Here is a 17819-nt window from a genome sequence, read left to right as displayed (position 1 = left end):
ATAATTTACGGATAAGCTCTTAGTTTTGCTGCATTGCCGTCTGACGAGACGAACGCAAATTGATCGTGAAGGCCACTACAACGATGACTAACACGGCGAACTGCGCTGAGAGTGTTTGCCACGACGGATAGATGCCTAGTAGGTCGATGCGTGGGATCGCAATCGGGCTGGTATGCAACAACCCGGCCTCTTGCAGTCCCGCAATACCCTTTCCCGCCAAGACCACGGCAAGTATGGCCACCAGCAGTGAGCTGGCAGCGAAGAACTGGCCAATCGGCAGGCGCGCACTGGTGCGCAGCAGCACGGCTGCAAGCAGGGCCAGGATTCCCATGCCGGTGCCCAAGCCTGCCAGCAGGGGCCAGCCATTTCCCTCTGTCCAGAGCGCAGCATAGAACAGCACCGTCTCAAACACTTCACGGTAGACGGCAACGAAGGCCAGCGAAAACAAGAACCAAGCCGTGCGTTTGTTGAGCGCCGAGGACAGCTTTTCCTTGAGATAGACCTGCCAGCGGCCAGCAACGCTCTTCTGGTGCATCCACATGCCCACACCCAGCAAGACCACGGCAGCAAAGAGTGACGAGAACCCTTCCGTCAGTTCGCGGCTCGCCCCGCTGACGCCCACCAAGTAGGTTGCCACGGCCCATGTAATGCCGCCTGCGGCCAGCGCGGACGCCCAGCCTGCATGCACGTAGATCAATACGTCTTTCCGTTCGGCTTTCTTGAGAAATGCAAGCATGGCAACGACCACCAGCAGGGCTTCCAATCCTTCACGTAGCAAGATGGTCAACGCACCGATGAAGGCCGCCGCAGCATCGTCTTCGGAGGGAGCAAGTACCTTGTCCGCTTCATCCAGCAGTCCCTGCAACCGCTGCTGGGCCGTCTGAACGTCAGCGGGTGTGCCTTTGGCAACCAAGGCGCGATAAGACACCATCGCGGCTTCGATCTTCTCGAACAGCGGCCGATTGCGGGTGGCCAACGCCGGTTCGACTGGCTCGAAGCCGTCTAGGTAAGCAGACAAGGCCAGCTTGGTCGCGCCTGCACGGTCACCAGCCAGCAATGCCGTCACGCTCTCACTGAGTTTAGCTTTGGCAATCGCGGTGCCCTTCGGACTGTTGATGTTCAGCGCGCTCGGATTGGCGCGCAAATAGGCGGTCAGGGCTTTGGCGGATGGCTCATCCAGCCTGTCCGCCAAGACATGCTCCGATGTTTGCGTCAGCACATCCAGACTGGCGAGCTTCTGGTGAACCTGCGCGTTGGCTTGCCAAAGCTTGGCTCCTTCGTCCTTGTCGCTTTGCGTATAGGGCAGCGTGCCAACAAAGAACGCCAATGCCCATCGGTCTTCATCCGACAACGCGCCAAAGCCCTGCATGGCGGTGCCTTGGACACCGTTGCTGATGATCTGGTGTAGCGCGAACAAGCTGCGCTCACGCGCCCGAATGTGATCGGCCAATGCGGTCGGCTTAGGGTTCAGCGATGCCGCCAGCGGGCCATCACCGCGCCCTTGCTGACCGTGACAGGCCGCACACTGCACCTGAAACAACTGTCCTCCCTTCGCCAAGACCGGCATGGCAGTCGGCGCGACAGGAAACGGGTACGCCTTTTGCACCGCACTGGACAGCACATGCGCCAGTTTCGCCACGCTGGCCGGATCGGCCTTGGCAGCTACCGCAGCACGCAACGCGGTCGCTTGTTGCAACAAGATGCCCTTATCGGGCTGGTCAGGAAGTTCTCCCAGTTGACGCTCGGCTGTAACGGCAAATTCCTGCATTTCAGCGTACTCCGACGCTTTCAGGACAGCACCGTTGGCGACTGCGCCGCCGTAATCGACGGCTACGTAGTCCAGAAGTTGCCAAATCTGTTTGGCTTTGAGTTCAGTGGTGTCGGCTGCGTAGCTTGGCCCGCCAATCAACGCGCAAGTCGCCAACAGCAAAGTCATCAGCCAGCGATAGGTTGCTCGGCAAGTCATGGGAATTCTCAGGTCATATCATTGTGAATGATTATAATTCTCAATTGAATCTGTGTCCATCTTCTTTCCCTGGGTCAGCATCTGCGTGATGAGCAAAGCAGCGCCCGACGTGATCGCCACATCAGCGAGGTTGAAGGCGGGCCAGTGCGCAAGTCGCCAATGGAAGTCAAGGAAATCAACAACCTGTCCACGCAGCACACGATCCGCGACATTGCCCAGCGCACCGCCGAGGATCAGGCTGTATCCCATCGCTTCGAGACGGGGCAATTGCTGGCACAGCATGCGTCCCAGCCAAGCAGAAACGACCAGGCCCAGCGTGATGAAAAAGTAACGTTGCCAGCCGCCAGCGTTCGCCAGAAAGCTGAATGCCGCGCCGGGATTCAGGACATGGACGAAGTTGAAGAAGGGCGTGACTTCGACCTGTTCACCGTAGGCAAACGTGCGGGTGATGGCGAACTTTGCGAGCTGATCGGTCATGACAGCACTGGCGGCCACTGCGAACCAGACCCAAGTCGATGTGCGGCGAGCCGATTGCCACACAGGGACGGCCAGCGGCATCAGCCACCCGGCGAGCGCCGTGCAACTCAATCCAAGTACCCACCCCGCCAGCACATCGGCAGGAAAGTGCATTCCGGCTGCGATGCGTGACCAACCGACCAATGCGGCGTACAACACCAAGCCGATGCGGCCACGACGGCCTATCAAAGGCCAGAGCGCGCCGACCACCAGCGCGGCATAGGTGGCATGCCCGCTGGGCAGGCTGTAGTGAAGCTCGATGTCCCCGATGACGCGCACCATGTCGCCAAGGACGGCAGGCGGGCGTGGAAAGTCGAGCCATAGCTTCAAGATGGTGGCGGCCAGTAACGCCAGCAAGAAGGCCGCGCTAAAACCAATAAGGCGATGCCGAACGGCCCTGCCATGCGTCGGGTTGGTGGCCGACTTCGACCACCACCACAGACCCAGCAGCATCAGCGGCGCTGTCCAGTAACTTCCCACGAGGCTGAAGAACCACGCCAGCGGCCCCAGCGCGGCAGGCGTACCCGTGTTGATGGCTTGAAACATCGCGATGTTCAGACCACCCCAGTCATAGAGAAAGAATTTCCAGCTCATCGGCGCAACAGCCTCAAGCCATTGCCAACGACGAGCAAGCTGGCCCCCATGTCAGCAAACACAGCCATCCACATGGTCGCGTGACCCGTGAAGGTGAGCACCAGAAAGACTGCCTTGATGCCAAGGGCCAGCACAATGTTTTGCATCAGCACCTGCGCCGTCGCACGCGACAGGCGCACGAAGGTCGGAATTTTGCGCAGGTCATCGTCCATCAGCGCCACATCAGCCGTTTCGATGGCGGTGTCGGTGCCAGCGGCTCCCATGGCAAAGCCGATATCCGCACGCGCCAAGGCCGGTGCATCGTTGATGCCATCACCGACCATGCCAACCTTGCCGCTTCGGGCCAGTTGCTCCACTTCGCGCAATTTGTCATCTGGGAGTAGGTTGCCTTGCGCACGGTCGATTCCGGCTTGTGCGGCAATGGCCTGTGCCGTATGGGGGTTGTCGCCGGTCAGCATCATGGTGTTGATGCCCAGTGCGTGCAGCTCGGCGATAGCGCTCCTGCTGCTGTCCTTGATGGTGTCCGCTACGGCGAATAAGGCATGTACCCCTTTTGCGCCTACCAACATCACGACGGTCTTGCCAGCGGTTTCCAGCGCAGCGATGCGCTGCTCCAGCTCTGGTGTGCACTGCCCCAGCTCTTCGAGCATCCGGTGGTTGCCCAGATGGTAGGTCGCACCGTTGATTTGGCCTTGCACACCCCGACCGGGCAGCGCGTTGAATTCGGCCACGTCGAGCAAGGCAACCCCGTCCGTCTGCGCGGCCTGTGCCACCGCCTTGGATACAGGATGGTCTGAGCGGGCCGCCAGACTGGCAGCGATGCTGCGGCTGTCCGAGGCGAGTGCATTGCCCCATGTGACAAAGTCGGTCTGTGCGGGCTTGCCGTGCGTGATCGTGCCGGTCTTGTCCAGAGCCAGCCAGCGCAGCTTGCGGCCTTCTTCCAGATAGACGCCACCTTTGATGAGAATGCCGTGGCGAGCGGCGGCGGCCAGGCCGCTGACGATGCTGACCGGTGTAGAGATCACCAGTGCGCACGGGCAGGCGACCACCAGCAGAACCAATGCACGGTAAATCCAGTCCATCCATGCCGCGCCCATGAGAAGCGGGGGCAGCAGTGCAACGGCGATGGCCAGGGCGAAAACGAGGGGCGTGTACCAGCGGGCGAACTGATCGACAAAACGCTGGGTCGGTGCACGGCTACCTTGCGCAGCCTCTACCGCGTGAATGATGCGGGCCAAAGTGGAACTGCTGGCCACGGCAGTGACGCGGTATTCGAACGAGCCGGATTCGTTGATCGTCCCAGCGAACACCGGATCACCGGGAGATTTCTCGACCGGCAGGCTTTCGCCCGTGATCGGGGCTTGGTTGACCGTAGAGCGGCCCTCTAGCACCTCACCATCGAGCGCGATGCGCTCGCCCGGTTTGACCCGGACGCGGCTGCCGACGGCGATTTGCTTGGCGCTCACCTCTCGCCAAGTGCCGTCAGGCTGCTGCACCGTGGCCTGCTCCGGGGTCAGGTCGAGCAGTCCACGGATGGCGTTACGGGCGCGATCCAATGACTTGGCCTCGATCACCTCGGCCAGCGCGAAGAGCACCATTACCATCGCAGCTTCGGGCCAGTGGCCGATGAACATAGCACCCGTGACGGCAATCGACATCAGGGCGTTCATGTTGAGGTTACGGTTCTTGAGCGCGATCCAGCCCTTCTTGTAGGTGGACAGCCCCCCCGTCAAGACCGCGACAAGCGCCAGAATGACGACTGACCAATGATTGCCGTCGTGGAACCAGTAGACCGCTTCGGCCGCCGATGCAGTGACCAAGGAGATGCCCAGCGGCCACCAGTTGGTCGGCGTGGTCACAGGGGCGGCGGATGGAGATGCGACCTCTGCCGTGTCCACGACCTGCGCCTCGAATCCAAGCGCTTGCAGTGCCACGAGCACGTCTGGCAGAACCTGGTTCGCATGGCGTACCGACAGCGTGCGCTGCATCAGGTTGAAATCGAGATCAGCAACACCGGCCACGGTGCCGAGCTTGTTGCGGATCAACGTCTCTTCGGTCGGGCAATCCATCTTGGCAATGGACAGCTTGGTCGTCTGCTCGGCCGACGCCTGATCCATGCGCACAGCTTGCATGCCGATGGCCTTCAGCGCCTGCTCGACGGGAGACAACGAAGGCAATTCGTGTCGCACGGCCAAGGTACGCTGCATCAGGTTGAACTCAAGACCAACCACACCCGCCAGCCCAGCCAGCTTGCCTCGGATCAGCGCCTCTTCCGTGGGGCAATCCATGTTCTCGATGCGGTACACCGCTTGAGCCGATCCGGTTGCCAGCGGGGCCGGTGCCGTGGGTTGGATGATCGGCTCAGTCGTGCAGCCACACCCCTTTGAAGCGCATTCGCTCATGGATAACTCCTTCAAATCGTCTATGCAAGCTCCATTAAAAACTCTATAGTAACTATAGAGTCAAGTAATAAATGGAGATTGAGGCATGGAAATCAGAATTGGCGACCTCGCCAAGCGCTCTGGGTGCGAGGTCGTGACCATCCGCTACTACGAGAAGGAAGGGCTTCTGCCAAAGCCGGCACGTAGCGGTGGCAACTTCCGGCTGTACGGTGATGCTCACATCGAGCGTTTGCAATTCATCCGCCATTGCCGTTCTCTGGACATGACGTTGAGCGAGATTCGAGCATTGCTGGGTCTACGAGACAACCCAATGCAGGACTGTGGGGAGGTCAATGCGCTACTGGACACCCATATCCAGCAAGTGGAAGTGCGAGTGGAAGCGTTGTTGCGGTTAAAGCGGCACCTAGTTGATTTGCGCGAAAAGTGTTCTGGCTCTCGACCTGTAGAGGCGTGCGGCATTTTGCAAGGGTTGGGCAATTGCAATTGCCATGGTGAAATTACCACGAACAGTCAAAAATCTGGGTGAGTGAGGGATTAGCGAGCTCAATTTTCCGTTTTCTGATGCGTCCGCAACATCAGAAAAGACCGTGCGGTCGACTTCTGATATTTCGTGCATTCGTCTTCTGAAAATGACAGATAAATCGCATGACGGCCTTTTTGGCCGGGGGTAGCATGACCGGACACTTTGCGTATACCCAAAATGACCGGAGGAACCCATGACCAGCCGCAACGGCTACTTCCCAGGCAAGACCAAGGCGAAGCGCAGCGCGATCATCACGCCGCGCACCGCCCAGGAAACACAGATTGCGGCCATGCCGCGCCAGTCACGCGCAGCGCGCCAGGCGCTCGCCAAGACGCCACCGCTGCGCGTCGGCGGCGATGGCCTGGTCGAAGGTGCCGACCGCATCATGCGGACGCCGACCGAGCACCAGGCCGCCGGCGTCGCTTTCAAGGTCGCGCGCATCTACTTGCGCGTCAGCACCGACGAGCAGGACTTGACCAGGCAGGCCGCCATCGTGGAGAGCACCAGGGCCGCCGGCTTCTACGTCGCCGGCATCTACCGCGAGAAGGCTTCGGGCGCTCGCGCCGATCGCGCCGAGCTGCTGCGCATGATCGGCGACCTGCAACCCGGTGAAGTCGTCGTTGCGGAGAAGATCGACCGCATCAGCCGCCTGCCGCTGCCCGAGGCCGAACGCCTCGTGGCCTCGATCCGCGCCCAGGGCGCGCGCCTGGCTGTCCCTGGCGTGGTCGATCTATCCGACCTGGCCGCCGAGGCGAAGGGCGTGGCAAAGGTGGTGCTGGAGTCGATCCAGGACATGCTTTTGAAGCTGGCGTTGCAGATGGCCCGCGACGACTACGAGGATCGCCGCGAGCGGCAGCGGCAGGGCGTCGAGCTGGCGAAGGACGCCGGCCGCTACACCGGCCGCAAGGCCAACACAAAGGTGCATGAACGCATCGTGGCGCTGCGCAGCGCAGGCCACAGCATTCCAGAGACGGCCAGGCTGGCCGGGTGCAGTGAAAGCCAGGTCAAGCGCGTATGGGCGCTGCACAACCAGGCGCAGGCGTGACCTACTCGGCCGCCTCCAGCTCGCGCAGGCATTCCATGATCGCCGCCCGCTCCAGCGGATCGAGCTTGGCGAGCTTCGCTTGCCAGCGGGCTTTCTTCCGCTTGATGCGCTCGCGCTCGCGGAAGTTGCTGCCGAGGTAGCGCAGATCGTGCAGCTCGGCCGGCTCGGGGTAGTTCATCCACAGCCGTTCGATAGCGATGCCGCCGCGCGTCATCGCGTTGAAGTCGATGGTTCTCCATGACGCCAAGGGAGAGCTGTCATAGATCGTTGAGCTGTAGCCCGACACCATCACCGCGCACGGCAAGCCGGCCAGCACGTCGAGCAGCCGCACGTGGTCGGCGTCGTCGTATTCGTGGCGGTATAGCTTGCCGCCGCGCCGGCTGTCCATCACGTAGGGCGGATCGGCGTAGACGAACTCGGAGCCGGTGAACTGGTGGGACTCCAGCCAGGCCACGGCGTCGCCGTGGTGCAGCTCCAGGCCGGGCACGTCGAGCTGCTGCCAGACCTCGATCACCTCGGGATCAACGTCGATGCCGACGCTGCGGGCAGCGGGCCGCTTGCGCTCCAGGATGTTGCCGCCGCCCAGGTGCGTTTCGATGTACGTGTCGTGAGGCGGGATGTTGTTGATGATCGTCTGGTAGACGCCGGCACCGCCCTTGCCGCCGGGGTATCTCATGGCCTTCTTCCTGGAGTAAATCGGGACTTGGCCAGCATCGTCAGAAATGGCGATGCTGTCAAGGGAAGCCGGCCGGGCCTGCATCGTCAGAGCCGACGATGCGAAGCTGCTGGAGCGACCTGCAGCACCGCCAGGAATGGCGATGCCGGATCGCTCAGTAGGTGGGGATGTAGACCACCTCAATGTCCACGCGCTGGTTCTCGCGCCGGCCCTCGGCCGTCGAGTTGTCTGCCACGAAATCGGCGGCCGATGCGAAGTTCACCATGATCTTGAGCGGCGAGACGCCGCGCGCCACCAAGTACGACCTGGCCGAGAGCGCACGGCGTAGTGCAAGGGCCTCATCGGCCGCGCTGGGCCGTAGTGTGCTGGTGCGCCCGCTGATGTAGATGATCGCCGCATTCCTAGCGTCGGCCAGCAGCTCCAGGGCCTCTGGCGTCGGCTGGAATGTCGCGCTGCTGTCGGGGAAGGACACCGATACGCCGGACTTGATCGGCGTGCCGAAGTTGCCGGCGTCGCCGGCGGCCAGTGCGCTTTGCGCGCTGACCAGGAACGCCAGAGAGAGGGCCAGAAGAACGGGTTTTCGCATGGGGCAGGACTCCAATCAGAAGAACAGGTAGCCGGCCTTGCTCATGGGGATGCGGATCAACCAGAGCGAGGCCAGGTGCAGCGGGTAATAGGCGTAGAAGGCCCAGCGCAGGCGCGGCACGCGCACATCCACCCGCGAGGCCAGGAAGAGCACCGGCAGGGCTGCCAAGGCCCACAGGTTGCGATTGACGAACCACAGGGCCGCGCAGGCCAGCACCGCGACCGCCGCGGCGGCCCAGCTCGGCCGGCGCGTGTACGACCACACCGCCAGGCCGAAAGCCACGGCCGGCCACCAATATTCGACCGAGCTGCCGCCGACCAGGAACACCACGCCGGCGGCCGCCAGGTGCAGCTTGCCGCCACGTTCGACCAGGTAAGCCGTGGCCGTGACGACCAGCAGCGTGAACATCACGTTGAGCGGCCACCAACCGGCGTACAGGCCGCCGAGGGCCACGAAGGGCACGGAGGCCAGCGCGCCGAACATCGCCAGGCGCGACATGGTGCGGCCGTACACGCCGCGTTCGAGCGTGCCCGGCCGGGCCAGGTTGTAGGCCAGGACGAACACGAAAAGGGGGAGCGCCACGCGGCCGGCCTCGAACAGCACCGGCAGCGTCGCGTTGAACAGGTACTTGTTGACGTGATCGCCGGTCATGAGAACCAGTGCGAGCCACTTCAACGCTTCGACGGTTCCATCAGGAATCCGCAGGGCCTTCATCAGCGCCGGCCCCCGCGAATCGCGTAGGCGCGCAGCACCAGGAAGATGATGTAGAGCGCTGGCAGTGAGAGCACGAAGGCGATGGGCTTGCCGATCCACGCCGGCAGCGCCCACAGCAGAAGGCCCAAGGCGAAGATCGGGCCGAGGCCCAGCAGAAGCAAATCGAGCTGGTTCTTGGCCTGCCCTTCCGCCCACTTGCAATAGGCTTGAAGCAACCGGCCGACGCCCAGCGTGTACCGCATCATGAAGGCGTGGAATTTGTCCATGTTTAGCCGCTAAATCGGAAGAGCCGGCCTACTCGGCCGACCCCTCGCGTGAAGTGTTGAAAGACACCGTGCGGGGCACGTAGCCGGCCACCGACACGCTGCGAGCTGCTGCGGCCGCTGGGGCGGCCTGCTGGGGTGCTGGTGCCGGCCTGGCCGCCGGCGTCGCCCGCTGGGCCACCGTCGCGGGCTGGCTGGGCGTCGAGGGCGTGGCCCCGGCCTTCGTCACGTCAAGCGTGACGAACCGAGCTTCGAGCCAATCGGCCCACTTCGACGCCTTGCGCATCAAGTCGGCCCGGTACACCGCGTTGTACTGCGGCGTGCGCGAGTGGTAGTTCGCCGCCTTCGTCCAGAGGTCGCCCTTGTCGTTGCGGATGTGCATCCGCAGCCGCCAGGCGGCCAGGTCGAACGAGTAGCAGCCGGCAGCCGCCACATCGTTCGCCGTGATGCCGTATCGGGCCAGGTCGCCCAGGTACGCGGTGTTGAACTGCATCGGGCCAACGTCATGCGTGCCATTCGAGTTGCGCACCCACTGGCCCGGCTTGCCGCCCTCTTTCTCGGCGACGGCCAACACGATGTTGACCGGCACCTCGTACTTGACGGCGGCCGAGATCGAGCAGACGACGCGCTCCTGGAGCTGCGGCGGCAGATCGGCGAAGAACGGCATGCCCTCCCCTCCCTCAGTTCAGCCAGGACTGACGGCGGCGCTCTTCGTCCTCGCGCCGGATGCGTTCGTTGTACTCGGCCAAGGCGCGGTCATAGTCGCGCGCTTCGACCCAATACCCGCCCCGCTCTGGCGTCCCGACATAGCGCGGCAGCGTGCCGCTGCTGGCGAAGTCGGTGTAGGCGTGGCCGGTGTAGGCCCCGCAGTAGTCAGGCAACTGGTTGCTGATGTACGTGCGCCCATCGTCGTAGCCGCCCGTCCACATCACCAACGTCGAGTTCAGCGACTGCGCGTCGCACCGGCCAGCGCCGCGCGAGATCGCCGACACGAGCGACTGCATTTCCGGCGTCTGGCTCGCCACCGGGCAAAGCTGGAGGAAGTTCAGGCGGGCGCGGATCGTGTCCGACAGCTTGCGCTTCGTGATGTTGAAGTACCGCGACAGCGACGGCGTGCATTCGCTCGGGCGCGTGCCCGACGACAGGCACAGGATCGCCTCGCAGGCCAGGCGCGTGTCGCCGGTCAGCACGTCTTGCGCGCTGGCCGTGCCGGCGGTCGATCCGAGGGCTGCCACGAGGGCGGCCAGGGCAAACAGTTTCTTCTTCATGGTTGGACTCTCCTTGGTTACGCAGTTGTGCCGTCGCGGCCTTGCTCGCGGTTGGCGAACGCAGCTACTTCGGACTCGGGATCGGCATCGGCAGGGCCGCCTGCCAGGCTGTTGTCGCCGAAGCTCGGCGCGGGCTGCTGGTCGGGCACGTCGATGTTCTCGGCCGTGCCGCTTCCTTGCGCCTTGATCGCGGCGGCGATCTTTCCGCCAGTGGTGTCGGCGATCCGCTCGGCTGCGGCTTCGCGCAGGCTCGCGGCTTTGGCCTTGGCAACATCGGCGGTTCCCTTCGCCAAGTTCGCGCCGGCGTCGGCGGCGATGCGGCCGGCCGTGCCGAGGGCCGATGCGGCCGATGCGAGCAAGCCGGGGCCGGTGCTGCCCGGTGCGGCCTGCTGCCCTTGCCCTGCCCCGCCGGCGGGCTTGGGTTCGTTCTTGGCGGCCTTGTCGGCACTGCTGCCGGTGCTGGCCGTCGAGCTGCTGCCCTGGCCGCCGGCGTCGGCTTTGCCGCCGCCCTTATCGCCGCCCTTCGAGCTGCCCGAGCTGCTGCCGGTCGAGGGGCTGCCGCCACCCGACGAAGAGCCACCGCCGGAGCTGCCGCTAAAGCCCGCAGCCTGAGCGAAGGGCGTGCTGCCGGTGCCGGCGTCGCCGCCGCCGCCCGCACCGCCGCCCGAGCTGCCGCCGCCCGAGAAGGCCGACATAACGTCCGTGCCTGCCGACACGTTCTCATTGGCCTTCGAGAAGGCGGCCATGACGGCAGAGGCACCACCGGCGGCCGAGGCTGCGCCGGCGGCCAGAGCGGCGCCGCTGGTCGCGGCCGCTGCTGCTGCCATGCCTGCGGCACCCAACGCAGCACCTGCACCGAACTGGCCGATGCCGGCACCGCCCACGCTCGCGCCGGTGATGATCCCGGCGATGAGCGGCGGAATCTTGTTGACCAACGCCAAGAGGATGATGACGACGATCAGCATCACGCCCATTTCCTTGAGGCTGATGCCGGCGCTCATGCGCGAGTAGTAGTCATCGAGGAAGGTCTTGCCGATGCCCACCAGGAGCACCATTGCGAAGAGCTGCGCGGCCACGCCCAGGACGACCTTGTAGTAGTTGATCGCCATGTCGGAAGTCCAGCGCGAACCACCGAAGCCGAGGAAGAACACGCCGCCGTAGGCGAGCACCCAGCCCGACGCGAGCAGCAGAAGCATATTCACACCGACCAGGGCCAGGATGACCAGGATCGCCACGGCCATGAGGATGCCGGCCATGCTGTCCACCGGCGACCACACCGAGGACTGATCCATCACCTTGTCGAAGATCGCAAAGCCCACGTCCACGATGCCCGAGGGCGACAGAGCATTGCCCAGGCCCGTCGCGTTGCCGGCGAGCTGCCGCAACGACGCATAGATGGACGAGGCGAAGTTAGGGCCGTTGGTTAGCGCCCACCAGAAGAAGCCGGTAAAGATCGTGAAGCGGACGAACTCCGCGAAGAACTCGCCAATGTCGGCCTTGCGCAAGGCCATCATGCCGAACGTCCAGACCATCGAGATCACAACCAGCGTCCAGAAGAGCCAGGTTGCGGCCGTGGTGATGACACCGGCCCAGCCGCTCGCGGCGGCCTGGTAGCGATCCAGCACGCTATCGAACACGCCGGCGTTGTCGATGGCCGCGTGGGCATCGACCGCGAAGAACGCCAGCCAGACGAACAGCGGCAGGGCGAGGGTTTTTAGATTGGCTGGCATTCTCATCGTCAGCACCTCACCATTCGCGTTTCGGGCTGGGCTTGAAATCCCCACCACGACGCAAGCACAGCGACGAAAAAGCCTGCTGGACGCCCTTGTCCTCGATCTTGGCGATGTTCTCGGGCTTGCAGTTCTCGTCGTTCACTTCCGGCATGGGGGCCGTGGCCGGCTTGTTGTCGCAGCCGGCGACCAAGGCCGCCACGAGGGCGGCCGAGGCCAAGGACAGAGCCTTGATTGCTTTCATGAATCCCCCTTACCAGGTGCGCGCCGGGCTGGCCCGGTAGCTGCCCTGGCGCAGTTGTGCGGCCGCTGCCGCCTGCTGGGCTTCCTTGTCGGCGTCGGCCTGCATCTTGGTTGCCATCGCGTTCTGCTGCGCGATCAGCAGGCCACGAATCTGCAAGAGCTGGTTGGCCTGCTGGCTGGCGAGCTGGTTGGCGTAGCCGATGGCCTGCATTTGGCCCTGCGCGCCCTGCGCTGCCGATTGAAGACGCTGCAACGTCGCTGCATCGGCCGTGAGATTCGTTTGCTGCCTATCGAGGCCCTTGAACAAGGCATCGTTGGCCTTCTTCTGCGACTCGCTCGCGAGCTGGGCCACATTCCGAAGTGCTGCGCGTTCCGCGTCGGAGCACCCTGCCGCCGTAAAGCACGGCGAGTTCTTGTAGTAGTTCACGTCCTGGAACTTGCCGATGTAGCTGTCCAGGCTGCCGAGTTGGGTCTTGTAGTAATCCAGCGTGTTGACCGCGTTCATCAACCCGTTGATGGTCGATTGCGCCTGATCCCAGATATACGCGGCCGGGGCCATCGTGTTCTGGAGTTGGTTTTGATACTGCTGGAGCTGGGTGCTGTACTGCTCAATTTGCTTGAGCGTCTGGGCCACCGATTCGATGGCCGTCATGATGTTCTGCGACAGGTTGGTGCCGTCGATGACGGGGATGCCAGCCTGCACAGGTGTGACCGCCAGCGTGCTCGAAACAGCAATGACGAGGGCCAATTTAGCGGCTAAAAACTTCGGCTTCATGGTGCTTTTCTCCTATGGCGTTAGTAATCGAAGGAACGGTACGGCTTGGAAAACGTCATGTCCTTCGTGACCACGACGTTGAAGCGATACCCCGGCCGAATTTCCAGCGTCGGCGAAATGCTCAGGTTCTTGGCGATGAGTTGCGCCGTAACCTGGCCGAGCTGCTGGCCGAGGGCTTCGCTTAGGGCACTGCTGGCGCTCGGTGCGCCATAGGTGTTTGTGGCCTGGTTCTGGCGTTGGCTGTAGGTGATGCCTGCTGTCACGCCGGACATGAGGAAGGCCGAGCCGAACAGGCGCACATAGTGGTTGTTCACCTGGTCGTGGAAGCCCGCGTATCCCGCGCTGTCCGCGCCTGGCATCGCGCCAATGTCCATCGCCTTGCCATCGGGGAACACGATGCGTTGCCACGCAACCAGCACGCGCGCTTGGCCGTAGGCCACGTCGCTCGAATACGAGCCGACGAGGCGCGATCCCTGCGGGATCAACAGGTGCTTGCCGGTCGGTGTGTCGTACACGTCCTGCGCGACCTGGGCCATGATTTGGCCCGGCAGATCGGAGTTGATGCCCGAAATGAGCGTGGCCGGCACGACGAAGCCCGCGCGCAGCTCGAACGGTGTGCGCGGCGCTTCCGGCTGCGAATCCAGCTTCCAGCGGTCGCCCTGCCCACCTTGGCCGAACTGCGCCATGCTGTTGCGCCCGCCGCCGCTGGTCGAGGTTTGCAGGAGCTGCGGCGCACCGCCCGCGCCCATGCCGCCGGCGGCCGGAGCCGCGCCGCCACCACCGACGCCCATGCCGCGAATCTGCGCCAGGCGTGCTTGATAGGCGGCGGTCGGATCGTTGCTGCGCTGCGCGTCGATTTGCTGCTGCACCGCTGCGATGCGGTTCAGCATTTCATCGCGCGTCTGCGGCGTGCCGGTGTAGGTGCTCGGGCCACCCGGCGCGGAGCCGTTGCTACGCGGGGCATCCACGCGCACGGTGGTCTTGGCCTTCACGGCTTCGCCGAACATCTGCATCTTCGCCATGCGGATGCGCTGGGCCTCGTCGTCGTTCACCGGCTGGCCCGGGTTGCCGGGGTTGGCCGGCGGGGCCGGCGGCGCGTCCGGGTTGGACGGCCGCGCGATCTCCAGCGGAGCCGACGCCGGGCCGGTCGGCATGTCGGGCACCTTGAGCGGGCTTGCCGGCTCGATCAAGCCGCCGGTCTTGTCGCCTGCGATCTCCTTGGCGAACATCGACGTGTTGCCGGCCTTCTCCTTGGGGCCGTCCGCCGGCGCGTTCTGCTTGGCCGCGCGATCCGCCGCGACCAGGGCCATGACCAGCACGAACGACAGCAGGACGCCGCCGAGGATGTACATGGGCATGTTGTTGACGCGACGGACGCCCGCCTTCTTGGACACTTCGCCAGGCGAAGCGTCAGGTGCCATCTGATCGGCGTTTTCTGTCATGGCGTCACTCCTTGCGCACCCAGTACCCGGCCGGCGCGAACGTGCCGTTTTGCGCCAGGTAAGGGCGGGTGATGGATTGATTGCCGACCATCAAGGTCAGGCGGTACAGGTTCGAGTCGCCAGCCTGGTCGAGCACGTAGCGCAACGGCAGGCCGCCCGACGCGGCCGTGGTGGCCGGTGCGCTCGCCTGCGATGCCGCCGAGGCCGGGGCCTGCGTGGAAGCGCCGGCCGGGGCGTACTCCAGGAGGGCATAGCCCTTGTCGCGCAGCGACTTGACGAGCGCCTGGCCGAACGGATCGGGCGTCGGCTGTTGCAGCTCCAGGCGCGTGCGCGCCGGCGCGTACAGCGTGGCGAGCTGCTGCACCGCGTCGGTGGCGAGCTTCTGCTGATCGAGCGCGGCCGACTGGACGAAGTTGCCGTACTGGCTGGTGGTTGCGCAGCCGCCGAGGCCCAGGGCGAGGGCGAGCAGCGCGAGAGAGACGATCTTGCGCATGGTCACTTCCTCCGGCTGATGGTCACGCGGTCTTGGCTACTGCCAACACCGGCAATCAGGATCGCGCGGTCAAACACCGTGTCCACGATGTAGCGATTGCCCTGCACGCGGTAATTGACCAGCACCGTTTCGTCGTCGGTGAACAAGCCGCCCTCTTTGCGCACGACCAGGAGCGTCGGCGCTTCGGTCTGCTGCATCGTGCCGGGCATTTCGATGATGGTCTTGCGGCCATCGTTGTAGACGCGCACAGGCTTCCAGCTCGCCGACCCGGACAGCTCATAGTCGAACGAGAGATCGCCCAGGTACTCGCCCGTCGCCGGCAGGGTGTTGTCGGTGCGTTCCTGCTTCTCGCGGCGCTGGATCGCGTCCCACTTGGCTTGCGCTTCCTCGGGGTACGTGAACGAGACTTGCGGCATGTACTCGGTGCGATGCGAGCGCAGGCGGAAGTGGTAGCTGCGGCGGTTCGTGGTCACAACCAGGCTGGTTTCGAGGCCCACGTCCATCGGCTTGATGATGAGGTGCTGAACCTCGGTCGCGCCGCTGCCGGTGATGGCCGGTTCCACCGTCCACCTGGCCGTGTCGCCCAGGTTGATCGAGTTCACTTGTTCGCCGGGCTGCAAGGCCACGTCGCACACCTGGAGCACCGCGCAAACGATGCTCGGCTGCTGCGCGCCGTACACGAACTTGATGGCACCGCCCGAGCCGGCCACCGGCTTGATGCCGGTCGCCGACCCCGCTTCCCACCGTTTGGCGATGGCGAGCGCCGCGCGCTCTTGAGCGGTCAGCGTCGGGTTGGTCTTGTTGAAATACTTGTCGGCAATGTCGTCGCCAGGGGCGGCCAGAGCCAGGGAGGGCACCGCCACAGCAGCGCCCACGATCAAAGCGGAGAGGGTTTTCTTCATGGTGGATGACCTCGAATTCATTGGATGCGGGACCAGGAGTAATCACGCACGTAGATGCTCAACGGGTTGTTCCGCAGTTGCTCATCGGTGGTGTTGGGCGTGACCTCGGCGATGTAGGTAGTCACGAGCGCGCGCCAGGTGACGGGCTGACCTTTCAGCGTGCCTTGGCGGTCGCGCGTGGTTTCCACCCACTCGACTTGCCAGGTGTCGGGCGTTTGCGGGATGACGGTCTTGATCTCGACGCTGACCATTTCCTTCTCGGCGCGCTTGAACGGGCTGGAATCGGGCGTGCCGTTCAACCACTCGTTCATCTTTGGCGTCGCCGGATCGTTGGGGGCGAGCATCGAGTACGCCTTGAACACGCACTTGCGCTGCAAGGCCACGTCAGGCGACACCATGCGCGCGCAGCTCATCCAGTCCGCAACGGCGGCGTGGATGACACGCGGATCGGCCTTCCCTGCGGCCTGCACCGGGCCGGCGGCCACCGTCTGGCCCAGCTTGTCCACCTCGACCACGTAGGGGATGAACTTCGACTGGCTGCCGATGTGGATCACGCCACCCACGCCGGCCAGCGCGATCAACAGCGACAGGATGCCTATCACCTGCCAGGTTTGGCGCTGCGAGACGACGCTGCCCACGTGATCGTTCCAGGTGCGGCGCGCGGCCAGGTAGGGGTTCTCGGCCTCGCCCGCACGGCGGCCGCCGGCGAGCGGTTCCTTCGAGCGGCGCGGATCGCGCGGCTCGGCGGAGTTGGCGGGCTTCTTGAAGATCAAGCCCTTGAGGGTGTCGGCGATGCTCATGCGGCCTCCAGGTAGTCGTTGAGATTCAGCCCACGGCCGGCCAGCCACTCATGCACCCATTCGTGGCCGAACTTGGCTTCGAGGCTCTTGATGGTGGCGACCGATTCCTTGTCGGACGCACCGACGAAGGCCAGGGCCATCGGCCCCAGGGCAAGGTCATAGAGACGGCGGCCGTTCTCCGAGACGTAGTAGTACTGACGCTTCGGAATGGCAGTCGCCAGGATTTCGATCTGACGCGCGTTGAGGCCCATACGGCGATAGAGCGCCGATGTGTCCTCATCCCTGGCGTAGACGTTAGGCAGGAAAATCTTGGTCGCGGTCGATTCCACGATCACGTCCAAGATGCCCGAGTTGGCCGCGTCGGAGAGGCTTTGCGTCGCCATCAGCACAAGGCAGTTGGCCTTGCGCAGCACCTTGAGCCATTCCCTGATCTTGGCGCGGAACGCGGGGTGGCCCAGCATCAACCAGGCTTCGTCCAGGATGATGACGGAGGGCTGGCCTTTCAGTGCGCGCTCGATGCGGCGGAACAGGTAGAGCAGCACCGGCAGCGCGAACTTCTCGCCCAGGTTCATCAGCTCTTCGATCTCGAACACCGTGAAGTCGGACAGCGACAGGCCGTCCTCTTCGGCGTCGAGCAGGTGGCCCATCGAGCCGTCCACCGTGTACTGCTTGATGGCCTCGCGGATCGCCTCGTCCTGAATCGTCACCGAGAACTCGGAGAGCGTGCGCGCGCCGCTGGCGTGCATGCTCATGATCGCGTTGCCGATCTCGTTGCGCTGCGCCGGCGTGGTGTTGACGCCGTTCAACGCCAGGATGGTGTCGATCCACTCCATCGCCCAGGCCCTATCCCCCTTCGTTTCGAGGAACTGGAGCGGGCAGAA

At 64.1% G+C, this 17819-nt stretch carries 18 protein-coding genes and 1 pseudogene; 2 read left to right on the top strand and 17 right to left on the bottom strand.

The window, feature by feature from the left end:
- Window positions 1-19 precede the first annotated feature (19 nt).
- The 3 genes from K206_RS0129905 to K206_RS0129895 are packed head-to-tail and all read right to left on the bottom strand — an operon-like array spanning window position 20 to window position 5478.
- The gene (locus K206_RS0129905; RefSeq protein ID WP_020423964.1) at window positions 20-1936 is read right to left on the bottom strand and encodes a cytochrome c/FTR1 family iron permease; all 1917 of its coding nucleotides are present in this window, start codon (window positions 1934-1936) and stop codon (window positions 20-22) included.
- Between the two features lie 48 nt (window positions 1937-1984).
- Entirely contained in the window at window positions 1985-3076 is a 1092-nt protein-coding gene (gene lspA, locus K206_RS0129900) for a signal peptidase II (RefSeq protein ID WP_020206007.1), read from the bottom strand.
- Window positions 3073-5478, bottom strand: a complete 2406-nt coding sequence (locus K206_RS0129895) for a heavy metal translocating P-type ATPase (RefSeq protein ID WP_029044242.1) — start codon at window positions 5476-5478, stop codon at window positions 3073-3075. The genes lspA and K206_RS0129895 overlap by 4 nt, the downstream gene beginning before the upstream one ends.
- 85 nt (window positions 5479-5563) lie before the next feature.
- Between K206_RS0129895 and cadR the strand changes: the two genes are divergently transcribed.
- Window positions 5564-6004, top strand: coding sequence for a Cd(II)/Pb(II)-responsive transcriptional regulator (gene cadR, locus K206_RS42005; RefSeq protein WP_081651554.1), 441 nt, complete (start codon window positions 5564-5566; stop codon window positions 6002-6004).
- Between the two features lie 382 nt (window positions 6005-6386).
- On the top strand, window positions 6387-7046 hold the full coding sequence (locus K206_RS0129890; protein WP_011178412.1) for a recombinase family protein: 660 nt from the start codon (window positions 6387-6389) through the stop codon (window positions 7044-7046).
- A 1-nt stretch (window position 7047) separates the two neighbouring features.
- Here K206_RS0129890 and K206_RS0129885 read toward each other — a convergent pair whose 3' ends face one another.
- The 14 genes and pseudogenes from K206_RS0129885 to K206_RS0129820 all read right to left on the bottom strand — a co-directional run.
- Complete coding sequence (locus tag K206_RS0129885) at window positions 7048-7722, bottom strand: DNA methylase (protein WP_011178411.1); 675 nt, start codon at window positions 7720-7722, stop codon at window positions 7048-7050.
- A 154-nt stretch (window positions 7723-7876) separates the two neighbouring features.
- The gene (locus K206_RS0129880) at window positions 7877-8308 is read right to left on the bottom strand and encodes an OmpA family protein (RefSeq protein WP_001665065.1); all 432 of its coding nucleotides are present in this window, start codon (window positions 8306-8308) and stop codon (window positions 7877-7879) included.
- A 15-nt stretch (window positions 8309-8323) separates the two neighbouring features.
- The gene (locus tag K206_RS0129875; RefSeq protein WP_011114053.1) at window positions 8324-9022 is read right to left on the bottom strand and encodes a TraX family protein; all 699 of its coding nucleotides are present in this window, start codon (window positions 9020-9022) and stop codon (window positions 8324-8326) included.
- Complete coding sequence (locus K206_RS0129870) at window positions 9022-9288, bottom strand: hypothetical protein (RefSeq protein WP_010890140.1); 267 nt, start codon at window positions 9286-9288, stop codon at window positions 9022-9024. The genes K206_RS0129875 and K206_RS0129870 overlap by 1 nt, the downstream gene beginning before the upstream one ends.
- A gap of 28 nt (window positions 9289-9316) precedes the next feature.
- Window positions 9317-9952: a transglycosylase SLT domain-containing protein gene (locus K206_RS0129865; protein ID WP_011114052.1), complete on the bottom strand. Its 636-nt coding sequence runs from the start codon at window positions 9950-9952 to the stop codon at window positions 9317-9319.
- Between the two features lie 13 nt (window positions 9953-9965).
- Window positions 9966-10553, bottom strand: a complete 588-nt coding sequence (locus K206_RS0129860) for a TrbM/KikA/MpfK family conjugal transfer protein (protein ID WP_010890138.1) — start codon at window positions 10551-10553, stop codon at window positions 9966-9968.
- A 17-nt stretch (window positions 10554-10570) separates the two neighbouring features.
- Entirely contained in the window at window positions 10571-12289 is a 1719-nt protein-coding gene (gene trbL, locus K206_RS0129855; protein ID WP_029044241.1) for a P-type conjugative transfer protein TrbL, read from the bottom strand.
- 10 nt (window positions 12290-12299) lie between these two features.
- Entirely contained in the window at window positions 12300-12527 is a 228-nt protein-coding gene (gene trbK, locus K206_RS0129850; protein ID WP_000644148.1) for an entry exclusion lipoprotein TrbK, read from the bottom strand.
- A 9-nt stretch (window positions 12528-12536) separates the two neighbouring features.
- The gene (trbJ, locus tag K206_RS0129845; protein ID WP_010890135.1) at window positions 12537-13301 is read right to left on the bottom strand and encodes a P-type conjugative transfer protein TrbJ; all 765 of its coding nucleotides are present in this window, start codon (window positions 13299-13301) and stop codon (window positions 12537-12539) included.
- Window positions 13302-13321: 20 nt separating this feature from the next.
- Window positions 13322-14743 (bottom strand): TrbI/VirB10 family protein, encoded by a 1422-nt coding sequence (locus K206_RS0129840; RefSeq protein WP_011114050.1) that lies wholly within the window; start codon window positions 14741-14743, stop codon window positions 13322-13324.
- A gap of 4 nt (window positions 14744-14747) precedes the next feature.
- Window positions 14748-15236 carry a conjugal transfer protein TrbH gene (locus K206_RS0129835; RefSeq protein ID WP_006122479.1) on the bottom strand — a complete coding sequence of 163 codons (489 nt, stop codon included), beginning with the start codon at window positions 15234-15236 and terminating at the stop codon, window positions 14748-14750.
- A gap of 2 nt (window positions 15237-15238) precedes the next feature.
- Complete coding sequence (gene trbG / locus K206_RS0129830; protein WP_006122480.1) at window positions 15239-16138, bottom strand: P-type conjugative transfer protein TrbG; 900 nt, start codon at window positions 16136-16138, stop codon at window positions 15239-15241.
- A 17-nt stretch (window positions 16139-16155) separates the two neighbouring features.
- Window positions 16156-16938, bottom strand: a complete 783-nt coding sequence (locus K206_RS0129825) for a conjugal transfer protein TrbF (RefSeq protein ID WP_011114048.1) — start codon at window positions 16936-16938, stop codon at window positions 16156-16158.
- A pseudogene (locus K206_RS0129820) lies at window positions 16935-17819 on the bottom strand (conjugal transfer protein TrbE); the annotation flags it as partial. The pseudogene K206_RS0129820 and the gene K206_RS0129825, both read right to left, overlap by 4 nt.

Source organism: Cupriavidus sp. WS, from assembly GCF_000395345.1.
Classification (GTDB): Bacteria; Pseudomonadota; Gammaproteobacteria; order Burkholderiales; family Burkholderiaceae; genus Cupriavidus; species Cupriavidus basilensis_B.
The sequence above is the reverse complement of the archived record's forward strand: the minus strand, read 5'-3'. Positions and strand labels throughout refer to the sequence as shown.

Excerpts from the sequence above, each read along its gene's own strand:
- K206_RS0129905 (WP_020423964.1), bottom strand. The coding sequence starts at position 1,936 with ATGACTTTGCTGTTGGCGACTTGCGCGTTGATTGGCGGGCCAAGCTAC.
- lspA (WP_020206007.1), bottom strand. The coding sequence starts at position 3,076 with ATGAGCTGGAAATTCTTTCTCTATGACTGGGGTGGTCTGAACATCGCG.
- K206_RS0129895 (WP_029044242.1), bottom strand. The coding sequence starts at position 5,478 with ATGAGCGAATGCGCTTCAAAGGGGTGTGGCTGCACGACTGAGCCGATC.
- cadR (WP_081651554.1), top strand. The coding sequence starts at position 5,564 with ATGGAAATCAGAATTGGCGACCTCGCCAAGCGCTCTGGGTGCGAGGTC.
- K206_RS0129890 (WP_011178412.1), top strand. The coding sequence starts at position 6,387 with ATGCGGACGCCGACCGAGCACCAGGCCGCCGGCGTCGCTTTCAAGGTC.
- K206_RS0129885 (WP_011178411.1), bottom strand. The coding sequence starts at position 7,722 with ATGAGATACCCCGGCGGCAAGGGCGGTGCCGGCGTCTACCAGACGATC.
- K206_RS0129880 (WP_001665065.1), bottom strand. The coding sequence starts at position 8,308 with ATGCGAAAACCCGTTCTTCTGGCCCTCTCTCTGGCGTTCCTGGTCAGC.
- K206_RS0129875 (WP_011114053.1), bottom strand. The coding sequence starts at position 9,022 with ATGAAGGCCCTGCGGATTCCTGATGGAACCGTCGAAGCGTTGAAGTGG.
- K206_RS0129870 (WP_010890140.1), bottom strand. The coding sequence starts at position 9,288 with ATGGACAAATTCCACGCCTTCATGATGCGGTACACGCTGGGCGTCGGC.
- K206_RS0129865 (WP_011114052.1), bottom strand. The coding sequence starts at position 9,952 with ATGCCGTTCTTCGCCGATCTGCCGCCGCAGCTCCAGGAGCGCGTCGTC.
- K206_RS0129860 (WP_010890138.1), bottom strand. The coding sequence starts at position 10,553 with ATGAAGAAGAAACTGTTTGCCCTGGCCGCCCTCGTGGCAGCCCTCGGA.
- trbL (WP_029044241.1), bottom strand. The coding sequence starts at position 12,289 with ATGAGAATGCCAGCCAATCTAAAAACCCTCGCCCTGCCGCTGTTCGTC.
- trbK (WP_000644148.1), bottom strand. The coding sequence starts at position 12,527 with ATGAAAGCAATCAAGGCTCTGTCCTTGGCCTCGGCCGCCCTCGTGGCG.
- trbJ (WP_010890135.1), bottom strand. The coding sequence starts at position 13,301 with ATGAAGCCGAAGTTTTTAGCCGCTAAATTGGCCCTCGTCATTGCTGTT.
- K206_RS0129840 (WP_011114050.1), bottom strand. The coding sequence starts at position 14,743 with ATGACAGAAAACGCCGATCAGATGGCACCTGACGCTTCGCCTGGCGAA.
- K206_RS0129835 (WP_006122479.1), bottom strand. The coding sequence starts at position 15,236 with ATGCGCAAGATCGTCTCTCTCGCGCTGCTCGCCCTCGCCCTGGGCCTC.
- trbG (WP_006122480.1), bottom strand. The coding sequence starts at position 16,138 with ATGAAGAAAACCCTCTCCGCTTTGATCGTGGGCGCTGCTGTGGCGGTG.
- K206_RS0129825 (WP_011114048.1), bottom strand. The coding sequence starts at position 16,938 with ATGAGCATCGCCGACACCCTCAAGGGCTTGATCTTCAAGAAGCCCGCC.